The 16,758-nt window shown below is 74.1% G+C and carries 3 protein-coding genes; all 3 read right to left on the bottom strand.

Annotation, left to right across the window (positions count from 1 at the left end; all coding sequences use genetic code 11):
- Window positions 1-6,566 (bottom strand): type I polyketide synthase (locus ACWDR0_RS32015; RefSeq protein WP_456355322.1); only part of this gene is annotated, 6,566 nt, incomplete at its 3' end.
- 39 nt (window positions 6,567-6,605) lie between these two features.
- Window positions 6,606-11,819, bottom strand: coding sequence for a type I polyketide synthase (locus ACWDR0_RS32010; protein ID WP_456355323.1), 5,214 nt, complete (start codon window positions 11,817-11,819; stop codon window positions 6,606-6,608).
- A partial coding sequence (locus tag ACWDR0_RS32005) for a type I polyketide synthase (RefSeq protein ID WP_456355321.1) occupies window positions 11,806-16,758 on the bottom strand: 4,953 nt, incomplete at its 5' end. The genes ACWDR0_RS32010 and ACWDR0_RS32005, both read right to left, overlap by 14 nt.

Below are 16,758 nucleotides of genomic sequence, written 5' to 3'. Positions count from 1 at the left end.
TGCCCCTCCACCACATCCACATCACCCGCACCCAACCCCGCCGACCCCAACGCCGCCCGAATCACCCGCTCCTGCGAAGGACCATTCGGAGCCGTGAAGCCGTTCGAAGCGCCGTCCTGGTTCACCGCCGAACCGCGCACCACCGCCAGCACCGGATGCCCGTTCCTCCGTGCATCCGACAAGCGCTCCACCAGTAGCAGGCCGGCGCCTTCCGAGATTCCGGTTCCGTCCGCGGAGTCGGCGTACGGCTTGCAGCGGCCGTCGGCGGCAAGGGCGCGCTGGCGGCTGAACTCGACGAAGATCTCCGGGGTCGCCATCACACTGACGCCGCCGACCAGGGCGAGCGTGCATTCGCCGGACCTCAGGGCCTGGGCCGCGAGGTGCAACGCCACGAGTGACGACGAGCACGCCGTGTCCACCGTGACCGCCGGGCCCTCCAGACCGAAGGCGTACGCGACCCGGCCCGACGCGTTGGCGCCGGTTCCGCTGTTGCCCGCGTAGTCGTGGTACATCAGGCCCGCGTACACGCCGGTACGGCTGCCTCGGAGGGAGGCGGGGGCGATGCCCGCGCGTTCGAACGCCTCCCAGGCGCACTCCAGCAGCAACCGCTGTTGCGGATCCATGGCGAGGGCCTCGTTCGGGCTGATCCCGAAGAACGCGGGGTCGAAGTCGGCGGCGTCGTGGAGGAAACCTCCCCGGCGGGTGAGGCTCGTGCCGGGCCGTTCGGCGGTCGGGTCGTACAGCTCGTCGGTGTGCCAGCCGCGGTCGCCCGGAAACTCGGATACGGCGTCCACTCCGTCGGCGACCAGTCGCCACAGCTCCTCGGGCGAGCCGACCCCGCCGGGGAATCGGCAGCTCATGGCGGTGATGGCGATGGGCTCGTCATCGGCGGAGGCCGTGGTGCCCCGGTCGGCGGCACCGGGGGTGCCGGTGGCCGTTCCGGTGAGGGCGGGGAGCAGGAACCGTGCCAGGGCGGTCGGGGACGGGTAGTCGAAGGCGAGCGTCACCGGCAGCCGCAGTCCGAGGGTCCGGCCCAGGCGGTTGCGGAACTCCACGGCGGTCAGCGAGTCGAACCCCATCTCGCGGAAGGCCCGGTCGGGGTCGACGTCCGATGCGGAGGCGAAGCCCAGCACCGCGGCGACGCGGTCCAGGACGAGGTCGAGAAGCGCCTGTTCCCGCTCGGCTTCGGGGAGGGCGGTGAGGAATCCGGCGGCGGAGTCCGGGGTGGTGGATTCGGCGGCGGTGCGCCGGGTGCCGGGGACGAGGCCGCGGAAGAGGGCGGGGACTTCGGTCAGTGTGCGCAGGGCGGCGAGGTCGAAGCGGGCGGGGAGCAGGACGGGCTCGCTCCGGTCGCGTACCGCGTCGAAGAGTGCGAGGCCCTCGTCGTCGGTGAGGCCGATGATGCCGCTGCGGGTGAGGCGGGAGCGGTCGCGGGTGTCGAGGGCGCCGGTCATTCCGGTGCCCTGGGCCCAGAAGCCCCAGGCCAGGGAGTGGGTGGGGCGGCCGTGGGCGCGGCGGTGGGCGGCGAGGCCGTCGAGGAAGGCGTTGGCGGCGGCGTAGTTTCCCTGGCCGGGTGAGCCGAGGATGCCGGCCGCGCCGGAGAACAGGACGAACAGGTCGGCGTCGCCGGTCAGCTCGTGCAGGTTGAGTGCGGCGTCGGCCTTGGGGCGGAGTACGACGTCCAGTTGCCGGGGGGTGAGTGAGGTGATGGTGCCGTCGGCGAGCACGCCCGCCGCGTGGACGACTCCGCGTACCGGCCGGTCCGCGGGTACGGCGGCGAGTGCCGACGCGAGGTCGTCCCGGTCGGCGGCGTCGCAGGTGGTGAAGGTGACGGTACGGGCGCCGAGTCCGGTCAGTTCGGCGATCCGGTCGGCGGCGCCGGGCGTGTCCGCTCCGCGGCGGCCCAGGAGCAGCAGGTGCCGTACGCCGTACCGGGTGACCAGGTGCCGGGCGACGAGTCCGCCGAGGGTGCCGCCGCCCCCGGTGATCAGGACGGTGGTGTCCGGGGGGAACGGGGTCGGGGGGCTGTCGTCCGCGGCGGCGCGGGCGGTCTGGGGCACCCGGACGAGCCGGGCCGCGTGGAGCCGGTCGCCACGGCAGAGGAGTTGGGGTTCGCCGGAGGCGAGGATCGCGGGCAGCGGACCGGGGAGCGGGCCGTCGGTGTCGGCCAGGACGATCCGGCCGGGGTGCTCCGACTGTGCGGAGCGGACCAGGCCCCAGACGGCGGCACCGGCGAGGTCGGTGATGTCCTCGCCGTCGAGGGCGGCGGCTCCTCGGGTGTGGACCAGCAGTGTGGTGTCGGCGAACCGCTCCTCGGAAAGGTAGGTCTGCAGGGCGGTCAGCACCTGGTGGGTGGCGGTGTGCACCGCGGAACGGTCGTTGCCGGGTGCGACGGCCAGGGTGATCACACCGGCTGGTGCGGTACCGGTGGGTTCGTTACCGGTCGGCTCATTACCGCTCGACTCGGAGGCGGTCCGTTCGGAGGTCCGTTCGGAGGCGGTCGGTTCGGAGGCGACTGCCTCGTCCCACGGCACGACGGTCACCGCGGCGCCGGTCGGCGCAGGTCCCGCCGTCGTCGCCGTCGACGGGGTGAGCGGTGTCCACGAAGGCCGGTACAGCGCGTCGTGGACGGGGCGTACGGCACCGGCGGCCCGTTCGTCCGCGGGCGGGCGCAGGACCACGGATTCCAGGGAGACGACCGGCGCGCCGGCCGGGTCGGCGGCTTCCAGGGAGACCTTGCCGCCGTCGGGCGCGGTGAGGCGGACGCGGAGGTGCGAGGCTCCCGACGCGTGCAGGGTGACGCCGGTGAAGGCGAACGGCAGCAGGGCCCGATCGCCGACCGCGCCGGTGAGCGCGCAGGCGTGCAGGGCGGCGTCCAGCAGGGCCGGGTGCAGGCCGAACGGCGGGGTGGTGTCGGCGGCGTCCCGGGCCGGGCCGGGCAGAACGACCTCGGCGTACACGTCGTCGCCCGCGCGCCAGGCGGCACGCAGGCCCTGAAAGACGGGGCCGTAGTCCAGTCCGGTTCCGGCGAGTGCGGGGTAGAAGCCGTCGAGGTCCACGGGGGTCGCCCCGGCGGGCGGCCAGGAGGCGCGGGGGCCGCCTGCGGTCTCCAGCGCCGGTGCCGACCCGGGCACTGTCCCTGAGGCCGTCCCGGGTGCTACCCCGTTGCCCGGGGTGAGGAGCCCGGTGGCATGGCGGGTCCACGGCTGGTCTCCGGGTGCGTCCTCGCTGCGGGAGTAGACGTGCAGTGAGCGGGTCCCGTCGCCGTCGGGGCCCTCGACGACGACGTGCACCTGTACGCCGTGGGCACCCGGGCCGGTGTCCTCCCCCGCCACGGCACCGGCCGCGCTGCCGAGGAACAGTGGTGCCTCGACGGTGAGTTCGGCCAGGACGGGGCAGCCGACTTCGTCTCCGGCCCGGACGGCCAGTTCGACGAAGGCGGTACCGGGGAACACGGCCGTACCGAGGACCGTGTGGTCGGCCAGCCACGGCTGGTCCGCCGTGGACAGCCGACCAGTGAGGATCACGCCGTCCGAGGCCGGGGTGGTGACGACGGCGCCGAGGAGCGGGTGGCCGGCGGCGCGCAGTCCGGCGCCGGTCACGTCGCCGCCCGTGCCGGGGGGCGCGTCCAGCCAGTACCGGGCGTACTGGAAGGGGTAGGTGGGCAGGTCGACGCGGCGTCCGCCGGGGCAGGTGCGGGACCAGTCGACGGCGATGCCGTGCACATGGGCTTCGGCGAGGGAGGAGAGGAACCGGTGGGGCCCGCCGTCGTCGCGGCGCAGGGTGCCGGTGACGGTGACGGGGGTCCCGGTGTCCGCGAAGGTCTCCTCCATGCCGAGTTTGAGTACGGGGTGGGGGCTGGTCTCCACGAACACGTCGAAGCCGGCTACGGCCAGATCGTGGGCGGTGTCGGCGAAGCGGACGGTCTGCCGCAGATTGCGGTACCAGTAGTCGGCGTCGAGTGTGCTGGTGTCGAGGAGGCCACCGGTGACCGTGGAGTGGAACGGCACCTGCCCGGCGCGGGGCCGGACGGGTGCCAGGAGTTCCAGGAGCCGGTCGCGGATGCCTTCGACGTAGTGGGAGTGCGAGGCGTAGTCGACGGGGATCGTACGGGCGCGTACGCCGGACTCGACCAGTTCGGCGCGGAGGCGTTCCAGCGCATCGGGTTCGCCGCAGACGACGACCGAGCCGGGGCCGTTGACGGCGGCGAGGGAGAGCCCGTCGACATCGCGCAGCCGCTCCCCGACGGCGTCGGCGGACAGGGCGACGGACATCATGCCGCCGAGGCCGGCCAGTTCCGCGGCGATGAGGCGGCTCCGCAGGGCGACGACCCGTGCCCCGTCCGCCAGGGTCAGGCCGCCCGCCACACAGGCCGCGGCGATCTCGCCCTGCGAGTGGCCGATGACGGCGGCGGGTTCGACGCCGTGGGCGCGCCACAGCCGGGCGAGGGAGACCATCACGGCCCAGAGCGCGGGCTGGACCACGTCGACGGCGTCGAGGGCGGGTGCGTCCGGCGCGCCGTGCAGTACGGCGAGGAGGTCCCAGTCGACGAAGGGGCGGAGGGCTTCGGCGCATTCGGTGATGCTCCGCGCGAAGTCGTCCGAGGTATCGAGGAGTCCCCGGGCCATACCGGCCCACTGGGAGCCCTGTCCGGGGAAGACGAAGACGGCCCGCGCGTCGGCGCGGGCGGTGCCCCGGACGAGGTTCGGGGCGTCGCGGTGCCCGGCCAGTGCGGTCAGTCCGGCGACGAGGGCGGCGGTGTCCGCGCCGGTCACGACGGCGCGGCGGCCGAGGACCGCCCGGGTCGTCACCAGCGAGTGCGCGATGTCCGCGGGGGCGGGCTCACCGGGGTCACCGGGGTCACCGGGGCCGCCCGGGTCGCCCGGGTCGGCGGAGCCGGATTCGTCTCCGGTCACCCATGCGGCCAGCCGTTCCGCCGCCGCGGCGAGGGCGTCGTCGTCGTGCGCGGAGAGGACCCAGGCATGGGCGGCGGGCGGGGCGGCCGCGGTGTTCTCCCGTACGGCAGTCGGGTCCAGCACCTCCCCCACGGTGGCCGGGTTCCGCGGCCCCGGCAGCGCCGCCGGGCTCGCCGACTGCTCTGCGGCAGCCGGGCCCCGCGCGTCGCGTACGACTGCCGGGTCCCGCGGCTCCCCCTCGACGGCTGCCGCGTCCCGCGGCCCCGGCACGGCTTCCAGGATCACGTGCGCGTTGGTGCCGCTCACGCCGAAGGAGGACACTCCCGCGCGCGGCGGGTGGCCGCGGTCCGGCCACGGCAGGCGCTCCGTCAGCAGTCGGACGGCGCCGGAGGTCCAGTCCACTTTCCCGGACGGTTCCGTGATGTGGAGGGTGGGCGGCAGGACGCGGTGCCGCAGGGCCATCACCGTCTTGATGACACCGCCGACCCCGGCGGCGGCCTGGGCGTGGCCGATGTTGGACTTCAGCGAGCCGAGCAGGAGGGGCTGGTCGGGGGTCCGGCCGCGGCCGTAGGTGGCCAGCAGGGCCTGGGCCTCGATGGGGTCGCCCAGCGTGGTGCCGGTGCCGTGGCCCTCCACCGCGTCGACCTGCCCGGCGGGCAGCCGGGCGTCGGCCAGGGCCTGCCGGATCACGCGCTGCTGGGCCGGGCCGCTGGGCGCGGTCAGTCCGTTGCTGGCACCGTCCTGGTTGACCGCGCTGCCGCGGATCACGGCCAGCACGGAGTGGCCGTTGCGCCGTGCGTCGGAGAGGCGTTCCAGCAGCAGTACGCCCGCGCCCTCCGCCCAGCCCGTACCGTCGGCGCTCTCCGAGTACGCCTTGCAGCGGCCGTCCGGCGCCAGTCCGCGCTGTCGGCTGAAGGCGACGAACGGCGCGGGCGTGCACATCACCATCACCCCGCCGGCCAGTGCCATCGCGCACTCCCCGCGGCGCAGCGCCTGGACGGCGAGGTGCAGGGCGACCAGGGAGGAGGAGCATGCGGTGTCGACGGTGAGGGTGGGTCCCTCCAGGCCGAGGGTGTAGGCGACCCGGCCGGAGATCACGGCGGAGGCGGCCGCGGTCCCGAGATAGGCCTCGGCCGCTTCGGGCGCGGCGTTCAGCAGGTCGCCGTAGTCCTGGTAGCCGGAGCCGGTGAACACGCCGACCGGTTCGCCGCGTACGGCGTCGGGGGCGATGCCCGCCCGTTCGAACACCTCCCAGGACACCTCCAGCATCAATCGCTGCTGCGGGTCCATGACGACGGCTTCGCGAGGGGAGATCCCGAACAGTCCGGCGTCGAAGCGGGTGGCGTCGTGGAGGAAGCCGCCCTCGGTGACATAGCTCGTGCCCTGCTGTCCGGTGCCGTCGTCGGCCAGCCGGTCCAGGGGCCAGCCGCGGTCGCCGGGCATCGGACCGACGGCGTCGCCGCCGCCCTCGACGAGGTCCCACAGCTCCTCGGGGCTGCGGACGCCGCCGGGGTAGCGGCAGGCCATGGAGACGATGGCAACGGGTTCGTGCGCGGCGTCCCGGGCGTCCTGGAGTTGCTGCCTGGTCTGCGCGAAGTCGGCCGTCACCCGTCGCAGGTAGTCGAGAAGCTTCTGGTCCTCGGCCATCACACTGTCCTGTCCTCGTCTGCCGGGTCGGGTGCGCGGGGTTCAGCCGTTCCGTCCGAGCTGGTTGTCGATGAAGGCGAAGAGTTCGTCCGCGGTGGCGTCGTCGCCGATGGGTCCCGACCGGGGCTCCGCCGCCTCGGCGGCCGTGAGCAGGGCGCGCAGGCGGGCGACGATCCGGTGCCGTTCGGCCTCGTCGGCGGGCAGCTCGGTGACGGCGGCCTCCAACTGGTCGAGGCCGGCGAGCAGGCGTGCCGCGCCGGTGGGGGGCGCGAGCAGGGTGCAGAGATGCTCCGCGACCGCCGCCGGGGTGGCGTGGTCGAAGACCAGGGTGGCCGGGAGTTCGAGGCCGGTGGCCGCCGACAGGCCGAGTTTGAGGTCGGTGGCGGCCACCGAGTCGAAGCCCAGGTCCGAGAAGGCCCGGCCGGGCTCCAGGGTCTGCGGGTCGTCGTAGCCGAGCAGGGCGGCCACCCGGGTACGGACGAGGTCGAGGATCTCGCGGTCCCGCTGGTCCGGGGCGAGTCCGGCCAGGTGGCCGGCGAGGGCGGGCGGTGCCGCGGCGGCCGTACCGGGCCCGGTGGCGGCCGCGTCGGGCAGGGCGTCGAGCAGCGGGCGGCGGCGGGCCATGGTGTAGACGGGCGCGAAGCGGGGCCAGTCGATATCGGCGACCACGAGATGGTTTTCACGGTGGTCGAGGGCCTGGCGCAGCGCGGTGACGGCCGGGCCGGGCGGCATGGGCGGGGCGCCGAGCCGCCGCATGCCCGCGGCGATCTCCGCGTCGACCATGCCGCCGTCCCAGGAGCCCCAGGCGATGGCTGTGGCGGGCAGTCCGCGGGCCAGCCGGGCGGCGGCGAGCGCGTCCAGGTAGGCGTTGGCGGCGGCGTACCCGGCCTGGCCCGCGCTGCCCCACACGGCGGATCCCGAGGAGAACAGCACGAACGCGTCCAGTGTTCTGCCGGTGAGGAGTTCGTCGAGGTGCGCGGCGCCCAGGACCTTCGCCGCCGCCACGTCGGCGAGTTCGCCGAGTCGGAGTTCGCCCGGCGGTGCCAGCCGCTGTGCGGCTCCGGCCGCGTGGACGACGGCGGTCAGTGGCCGGTGCCCGGGAATGCCGTCCAGCAGGGCGCGGACGGCCTCGCGGTCGGTGACGTCGCAGGCTGCCACGGTGACGCCGGTGCCCGATGCGGTCAGTTCCGCTTCCAGTGCCAGGGTTTCCGGGGTCGGCTTGCCCCGCCGCCCGGCGAGCAGCAGGTGTTCGGCGCCCGCGGCCGCCATCAGCCGGGCCGTATGGGCGCCGAGGCCGCCGGTACCGCCGGTGATCAGTACGGTGCCCGAAGTGTGCCACGGCGTCGCGGGGCGGCCTTCGAGCGGGGCACGGACCATCCGCCGGGCGAAGAGTCCGGCCGGGCGGACGGCGACCTGGTCCTCGGGGCCCGGTGTTCCGCCCGTGACGGGCCCCCCGGCTGCCGCCCCGGTCCCTGCCCCGGTCCTTGCCCCGGTTTCATCGGCGGTGGCGGTGGCGGCGGACAGCACCGCGCAGAGCCTGCGCAGGGCCTCGCCGTCGCGGGCAGCGACCGTATCAGGGGCGGCACCCGGAGCAGGGGGACCGGAGGCGGTACCAGGGGTGGGGGTACCGGGGGTGGGGGTACCGGGGGTGGGGGGCAGGTCGACCAGGCCGCCCCAGCTGTCCGGCAGGTCCAGGGCGAGCCCGGTGCCCAGGCCGTGCAGCATCGCTTGTCCGGGGTCGGGCCGTTCGCTGCCGTCGACGGCGACCGCGCCGACGGTCGCGCACCACAGCGGCGCGGTCACCCCGGCGTCGGCGAGCGCCTGTACCAGGGTGACCGTGGCCGCGTACCCGGCGGGCAGGGCCGGGTGCCGGGGGTCCGGTTCGGTGGCGAGGGCGAGCAGCGAGAGCACACCCCGTAACTCCCGTACGCCGGAAGGCCCGTTGCCCTCGTCCGCCGTGTTGCCGTTGCCGCTGCCGTTGGCGTTGGCGTTGCCGTTCCCGTTGAGTGCCGGATGCTCGGGGCGCTCCTCCCCGCCGGTGTGTGCCCGCAGGCGGGCGGTGAGCACGGCGCGGTCGTCCTCGGGTCCGGCCGGGCAGAGGACGATGTCGGCTCCGTGCTCCGCGAGCGCCGCGCCGACCGCCGTCACCAGGGGGTCGTCCGTACGGTTCGCGGGCACCGCGAGCAGCCAGCGGCCGGCCGGCCCGCCCGGCGCGGGGTCGGCCACGGGCCGCCAGACCACCCGGTAGCGCCAGTCGGCCACGGTGGATTCGGCGCGCCGGGCGTCACGCGCGGCGGTGAGGGCGGGCAGCACCTCCGCCAGCGCCTCCGCTCCGACGCCCCACTCCGCCGCCAGCGCGGTCGGGCCGGCCTTTTCGAGACCGGTCCAGAACTCCTCGTCGGCCGGGCCGGCCGCGCTCCGGGCCCCGTCGGCCCCCACGGCCTTCGCCACAGCGCCCCCGGCTCCCCCGGCGCCTTCCGGTCCCCGCTCGCTCTCCTTCCCCGTGGACCAGTACCAGGAGCGCTGGAAGCGGTAGGTCGGCAGATCGGCCGGTCGGGCGCCGGTGCCCGCGTAGAAGGCGCGCCAGTCGACAGCCGTACCCCGGCAGTGGGCACGGGCCACGGCGGTCGTCAGTTCGCGCACCTCCGGGCGGTCGCGGCGCAGTACGGCGAAGAACGCGGCGTCCTCGCCGGGTGCGAGGCTCTCCGGCCCGATCGCGCTGAGCGCGGCGTCCGGGCCGAGTTCCAGGAAGGTGGTCACGCCGTGGTCGGCGAGCCACCGCACACCGGCGCCGAACCGGACGGTGTCCCGGACCTGCCGCACCCAGTGGCCGGCGTCGGTCAGTTCGGCCGTCACCGGTCCGCCGGTCAGCGTCGATACGACGGCGAGGCCGGGCGGCGTGTAACGGATCCCGGCGGCCACCTCGGCGAACTCGTCGAGCACGGGCTCCATCAGGTCCGAGTGGAAGGCGTGGGACACGGCGAGCCGCTTCGTCCGCCGTCCGGCGGCGGAGAGCCGCTCCGCGACGGCCGTGACGGCGTCCTCGGCACCGGACAGCACGGTCGACGCGGGGCCGTTCACCGCGGCCACCGAGACCCGCTCGTCCAGCAGGGGCGCGATCTCGTCCACCCCCGCCCGGACCGCCACCATCGCGCCGCCGGGCGGCAGGCCCTGCATCAGGCGGGCCCGTGCGGTGACCAGTTCGGCGGCGCCTTCCAGAGTGAGGACCCCGGCGGCGTGGGCCGCCGCGAGTTCGCCGACGGAGTGGCCGATCAGGTGGTCCGGCCGCATCCCCCACGATTCCAGCAGCCGGAAGAGCGCCACCTCCACCGCGAACAGCGCGGGCTGGGCGTGGCCGGTGCGGTCGAGCAGTGCGGCGTCGGTGCCCCACATCACGTCCCGCAGCGAGCGGTCCAGGTACGGGTCGAGTGCGGCGAGCGCGGCGTCGAGGGCGTCGGCGAACACCGGGTACGCCGTGTACAGCTCGCGGCCCATGCCGGGGCGCTGGGCGCCCTGCCCGGTGAAGAGGTACGCCGTCCTGGCGTCGGGGTGCGCCGTGCCGCGTACCAGACCGGCCGCGGTGCCGCCCGCGGCCAGTGCGGCGAGCGCGGTACGTGCCGACTCCGCGTCCGCGGCGACCACGGCGGCGCGGTCCTCCAGGTGCGCCCTCGACACGGCCAGCGCATGTCCCAGGTCGAGCAGCGGCGGCCGCCGGGAAGCGTCACGCATATGGTCGTACAGGGCGGCGGCCTGCGCGCGCAGGGCCGGTTCGCCGCGGCCGGACACCAGGAGAGGTGTCAGCCGGCGGGCGGACGGGGATCCGGCGGCGGCGGCTTCGGGCTCGATGGTGGGACCGGAGCCCGGTGCGGCCCGCTCCGAGGCCCCGGCGGGCGCCTCCTCGATGATGACGTGCGCGTTGGTGCCGCTGAGCCCGAAGGCCGAGACCCCGGCCCGCCGGGTCCGGTCACCGGTCGGCCAGGGCCGGGCTTCGGTGAGCAGCCGCGCCTCCCCGGCCGACCAGTCCACGCCGGGTGTGGGCGCCGTCAGATGGAGAGTCTTCGGCAGGGTCTCCCGGCGCAGCGCCTCCACCATTTTGATCATGCCGCCGACGCCGGCGGCGGCCTGCGCGTGACCGATGTTGGACTTGACGGAGCCGAGCCACAGCGGCCGTCCGGCGGGACGGCCCCTGCCGTACGCGGCCAGCAACGCCTGCGCCTCGATGGGGTCGCCCAGCGGGGTGCCGGTGCCATGGGCCTCGACGGCGTCGATGTGCTCGGCGGACAGCTGGGCCCCGGCCAGCGCCGCTTCGATCACGCGCTGCTGCGCGGGGCCGTTGGGCGCCGACAGTCCGTTGCTGGCGCCGTCCTGGTTGACGGCACTGCCGCGCAGTACCGCCAGCACCGGATGCCCGAGGCGGCGTGCCACCGACAGCCGTTCCAGCAGCAGCAGCCCGGCGCCCTCGGACCAGGTGGTGCCGTCGGCGTCGGCGGAGAACGACTTGCAGCGCCCGTCGGGGGCCAGCCCCCGGTCCTGGCTGAAGCCGACGAAGGAGTCGGGCGAGGCCATCACCGTGACACCGCCCGCGATGGCCAGGGTGCACTCCCCGGCCCGCAGCGCCTGCGCGGCCAGATGGACCGCCACCAGGGAAGACGAACAGGCGGTGTCCACGGTCACGGCGGGCCCCTCCAGGCCCAGGGCGTAGGCGACCCGGCCGGACGCGACACTGGCCATCCCGCCGATGCCCTGCGCCGCGTAGTCGTGGTAGACGAGCCCCGCGAAGACTCCGGTGGGGCTGCCCTTCAGCGAGGTGGGGTCGATACGGGCCCGCTCCAGCAGCTCCCACGACAGCTCCAGCAGCAGCCGCTGCTGGGGGTCGGTCTCCCGCGCGTCGCGCGGGCTGATCCGGAAGAAGTCCGCGTCGAACTCCCCCGCGTCGTGCAGGAAACCACCGTGCGCGCAGTACGTTCTGCCGGGCGTGGCCGGTTCGGGGTCGTACAGGCCGTCGATGTCCCAGCCCCGGTTGCGCGGGAAGCCGGACACGGCGTCGGTGCCGGACGCGACCAGGTCCCACAGGTCTTCGGGAGTACGGACCCCGCCGGGAAAGCGGCAGGTCATCGCGGTGATGGCGACGGGCTCGTGCAGGCGCTGTTCCGCGTCGCGCAGTCTGCGGCTGGTCTGCCGGAGTTCGGCCGTGGCCCGCCTGAGGTACTCGCGGAGCTTGTCGTCGTTGCCCATGGACCCTTCAGCTCTGCAGATTGTCGAGCATGGCGAACAGCTCGTCGTCGGATGCGGACGTCAGGTCGTCCCCTTCGGCCGTGGCCTCGCCGGATGTCTCCAGGGCATCGCGCCACTCCCGCAGCAGCGCCTCCAGCCGCCCCGTGACCCGTACGGCCGCGTCCGGCCCCAGCGCGGCACCGACGAGCAGTGCCGTCAGCCGGTCGACTTCGGCCAGAACGGGTTCCACGGGATCGGCGGCATCGGCGAGCTGCTCTCCGAGATGACCGGCCAGGTCCCGCGCGGTCGGGTGGTCGAAGACCAGCGTCGGCGGCAGCCACCGTCCGCAGGCCGCGCTCAGCGCCTTGCGCAGTTCGACGGCGGCCAGGGAGTCGAAGCCGAGGTCCTGGAACGGCAGGTCCGGTGCCACGTCCTGCCACGAACCGTGTCCGAGGACCGCGGCGACCTGGGTACGGACCAGCTCCAGCAGGACGTCCGCGCGCTGTGCCCCGGGCATCGCGGCCAGCCGCTCCCGGAGGCCGTCCGGTGGGGCCACCGGTACGGCCGGCCGGCCGGGGAACCGCTTCCGGGCGGGTGCGGCCCCGTCCGGCGGCGCGGGTAGGTCGAGCGTGCCGTCGGCGATGTGCGCGGCGGACAGCACCGGCCGCCCGCTGTCGTCGGAGACGGTCAGGGCAACACCGGAGCCGTTCGGGGTGATCCGCACCCGCAGCACCGACGCGGTGGCGGGCCAGGCGCACACCTCGCGCCAGGCCAGGGGCTGGGTGATCCCGTCCGGCGCGCGGTCCGGGTGGAGTGCCGCGTCGAGGAGCGCCGGATGGAGCGCGAACTCGCCGCCGCCGTCCCGGACGGGCAGGGGAGCCAGTTCCGCGTACGTCTCCGAGCCGTGCCGCCAGGCCGCCGTGACGGCCTGGAACAGCGGCCCGTAGGTGTACCCGGCGGCAGCAAGCCCGTCGTATATCTCGCGGATGTCGAGCGGGGTGGCACCGGCGGGCGGCCAGGGGCCGGTCACATCGGCGGGCGGGAGGCCGAGGGGTTCCAGCGTGCCGTGCGCATGCCGCGTCCAGACCATGTCCTCACCACCGCGGCTGTGGACGGCCACGGTCCGCGCGCCGGATTCGGTGTCCCGCTCGCCAACCACGACATGGACGGAGACCGGGCCCTCGTCGAGCAGCAACGGCGTCTCGACGACAAGTCCGGCGAGCAGGCCGCAGTCCGCCAGCCGCCCTGCGGTGAGTGCCAGCTCGACGAAGCCCGCGGCCGGGAGGACGAGCCGCCCGTGCAGTTCATGATGGCCGAGCCAGTCGTGGTCGGACTCGGCCAGCCTTCCCGTCAGGACGACCAGACCGCTGCCGGGGACGACGACCTCGGCGGTGAGTACGGGGTGCCCGGTCACACCCTGCCCGGCCGCGGCGGCACCGGTGTCCCGCGGCGAGGAGAGCCAGAAGCGTTCGCGTTGGAAGGGGTAGGTGGGGAGGTCGGGGAGGTGGTGGCCGGTGGGGTGGAGGGCGGTGAGGTCGAGGTGGGTGCCGTGGGTGTGGAGGGTGCCGAGGGCGGTGAGGAGGGTGCGGGCTTCGTCGCGGTCGCGGCGCTGGGAGGCAAGGGTGAGGGTGCCGGTGGGGAGGGAGTCCTCGGCGGCGGGGGCGAGAACGGTGTCCGGGCCGATTTCGAGGAAGCGGGTGGCGCCCTGGGTGGTGAGGGTGGAGACCGCGTCGGCGAAACGGACCGGCTCACGGACCTGGCGCACCCAGTAGGCAGGGTCGGTCAGCTCCTCGGTGACCGGGAGACCGGTCAGAGTCGACACGAAGGGAATGCGGGGCGGGTTGTACGAGAGGGCCGAAGCTGCCTCGGAAAACTCCGCCAGCATCGGTTCCATCAGGGGCGAGTGGAAGGCGTGGCTGACCCGGAGCCGGGTCACCTTGTATCCCTTAAGGCGCCGGGTGGTGGCCTTAACAGCCTTTTCGGTGCCAGAGATCACCACGGAGGCCGGGCCGTTGACCGCCGCAATCGCCACACCGTCCACCAAGGCGTCACGGATAACCGACTCGCTCGCGCGGACCGAGGCCATCGCCCCACCCGACGGCAGCGCCTGCATCAACCGGGCACGCGCCGCCACCAGCCGCGCCGCATCATCCAGGGCCAGTACCCCAGCGATATGCGCGGCCGCCAGCTCACCAATCGAATGCCCCGCCAGGTAATCAGGCTTCAGACCCGCCGACTCCAGCAGCCGGAACAACGCCACCTCGAAAGCAAAGATCCCCGGCTGCGCCCAGCCCGTCGACGCGACCGCATCGGCATCCTCACCCCATACCACCTCCCGCAACGGCCGCTCCAGATACACATCCAGCGCCGCAGCCACCCCGTCGAACGCCTCCGCAAACACCGGGAAACGCCCGGCCAGCCCCCTCCCCATCCCCAACCGCTGCGCACCCTGCCCCGTGAACAGAAACGCGACCTTCCCCGGCTCAGCCGCCGTCGCACCAACAGCCGCCAGACCACTCAACAGCTCGTCCCGATCGGCCCCCACCACCACCGCCCGGTGCTCAAACCGCGCCCGCCCCGCCAACGACCAGGCCACATCCACCGCCCGCAGCACCTCACCAGCCGCCACAAAGGACCGCAACCGCTCGACCTGCGCTCCAAGAGCCTCAGGTGTCTTCCCCGACAGCACCCAAGCCACCGGAGCAACATCATCGGAGTCGGCCGCCGCAACGGCAGGCGGCTCCTCGACGATCACATGCGCGTTCGTCCCGCTGATCCCGAACGACGACACCCCCGCCCGACGCGGACGGCCACCGCTCCGGACCCACTCCCGCGCCTCGGTCAGCAGCTCCACCCCACCGGACGACCAGTCGACCTGCCCGGACGGCTCGTCCACATGCAGCGTCCGCGGCAGCACCCCATGCCGCATCGCCAGCACCATCTTCATAATCCCCGCGACACCCGCAGCCGCCTGCGTATGCCCCACATTCGACTTCACCGACCCCAGCCACAACGGCTCACCCTCACCCCGCCCCTGCCCATACGTGGCCAACAACGCCTGAGCCTCAATCGGATCCCCCAGCACCGTCCCCGTCCCATGCCCCTCCACCACATCCACCTCACCCGCACCCAACCCCGCCGACCCCAACGCCGCCCGAATCACCCGCTCCTGCGAAGGCCCATTCGGAGCCGTCAGCCCATTCGACGCACCGTCCTGATTAACCGCCGAACCCTTCACCACCCCCAGCACCGGATGCCCCAGCCGGACCGCATCCGACAAACGCTCCACCAACAGCACCCCCGCCCCCTCCGAGAACCCGGTCCCGTCCGCCGTATCCGCGTACGAGCGGCACCGGCCGTCGGGCGAAAGCCCCCGCTGGCGGCTGAACTCCAGGAGCACTTCCGGGGTCGCCATCACGGTGGTGCCACCGGCCAGGGCCAGGGTGCATTCACCGTTCCGCAGGGCCTGGGCCGCGAGGTGCAACGCCACCAGCGACGACGAACACGCCGTGTCCACCGTCACCGCCGGGCCCTCCAGACCGAAGGCATACGCCACCCGGCCCGACGCGATCGCCCCGGCGGCCGAGCTGTTGGCGTAGTCGTGGTACATCAGGCCGGTGTAGACGCCGGTCGCGCTGCCCCGCAGCGTGGCCGGGTCGATACCCGCCCGCTCGACCGCCTCCCAGGCACACTCCAGCAACAGCCGCTGCTGCGGATCCATGGTCAGCGCCTCGTTCGGGCTGATCCCGAAGAACGCCGCGTCGAACTCCCCTGCCCCGTGCAGAAATCCGCCCGACCGCGTAGACGTCCGGCCCGCCGTCCCCGGCTCCGGGTCGTAGAGCCCGTCCACATCCCACCCACGGTCCACCGGAAACTCCGACACCCCCTCCGCCCCCGACACCACCAGCCGCCACAACTCCTCAGGCGACGACACCCCACCCGGAAAACGACACGCCATCCCCACAATCACCACCGGCTCATCCACCACCCGCACAGCAGACGGCACAGGCAATAGCAGAGGCACAGGCCCAGGCAGGTTCCCCGCGCTGAGAAGGGAGGTGAGCAGGCGGTCGGCGACCGCGGCGGCCGTCGGATGGTCGAACACGAGCGTCGCGGGCAGCCGCAGACCGGTCACCGCGTTCAGCCGGTTCCGCAACTCCACTGCTGTCAGCGAATCAAAGCCCAGCTCCTTCAAGGCACGGTCGTGGGCGATACCGCCGGGGGACGGGTGGCCGAGGACGTCCGCGACCTCCCGGCGGACCAGGTCCAGCAGCATCGGCAGGCGCTGTTCGTCGGGCAGCCGGGCCAGCCGGTCGGTGAGCGTGGCACCGGTCGCGGTCCGGTCCGCCCGGCGGCGCGGAGTCCCGACCAGGGCACTCAGCACGGGCGGGAGGGTGCCGGACGCGGCCTGCGCCCGTAGACCGGCGGGTTCCAGTTTCGCGAGTACGGGAGCTGTGGCGCCGGAGGCGACCGCCGCGTCGAGGAGGGCCAGGCCCTCCGGTCCGGACAGCGCGCCGAAGCCCTGCCGGTGCAGGCGGCGCCGGGCGGCCTCGTCGAGACGGCCGGTCATTCCGGTGTTGACGGACCACATGCCCCAGACACAGGAGAGAGCCGTGAGTCCCTCGGACCGGCGGTACGCGGCGAGGGCGTCGAGGAAGGTGTTGGCGGCGGCGTAGTTGCCCTGGCCGCCGGGGGAGACAGTGCCCGCCGCCGAGGAGAAGAGGCAGAAGAAGTCCAGGTCGTGGCCGGCGGTGAGTTCGTGGAGGTGCCAGGCGGCAGCCGCCTTCGCCCGTAACACCGCATCCAGCCGCTCCGCACTCAACGACGCCACCACACCGTCATCCAGCACACCCGCCGCATGCACCACACCCACCAACGGAAACTCCGCCCCCACCCCCTCCACCACACCCCGCAACGCCACCACATCCCCCACATCACACGCCACCACATCCACCACCACACCCAAACCCCGCAACTCCCC

The sequence above is a fragment of the Streptomyces sp. NPDC003691 genome (assembly GCF_053981115.1).
This window is presented reverse-complemented; position numbering and strand designations above follow the sequence as displayed.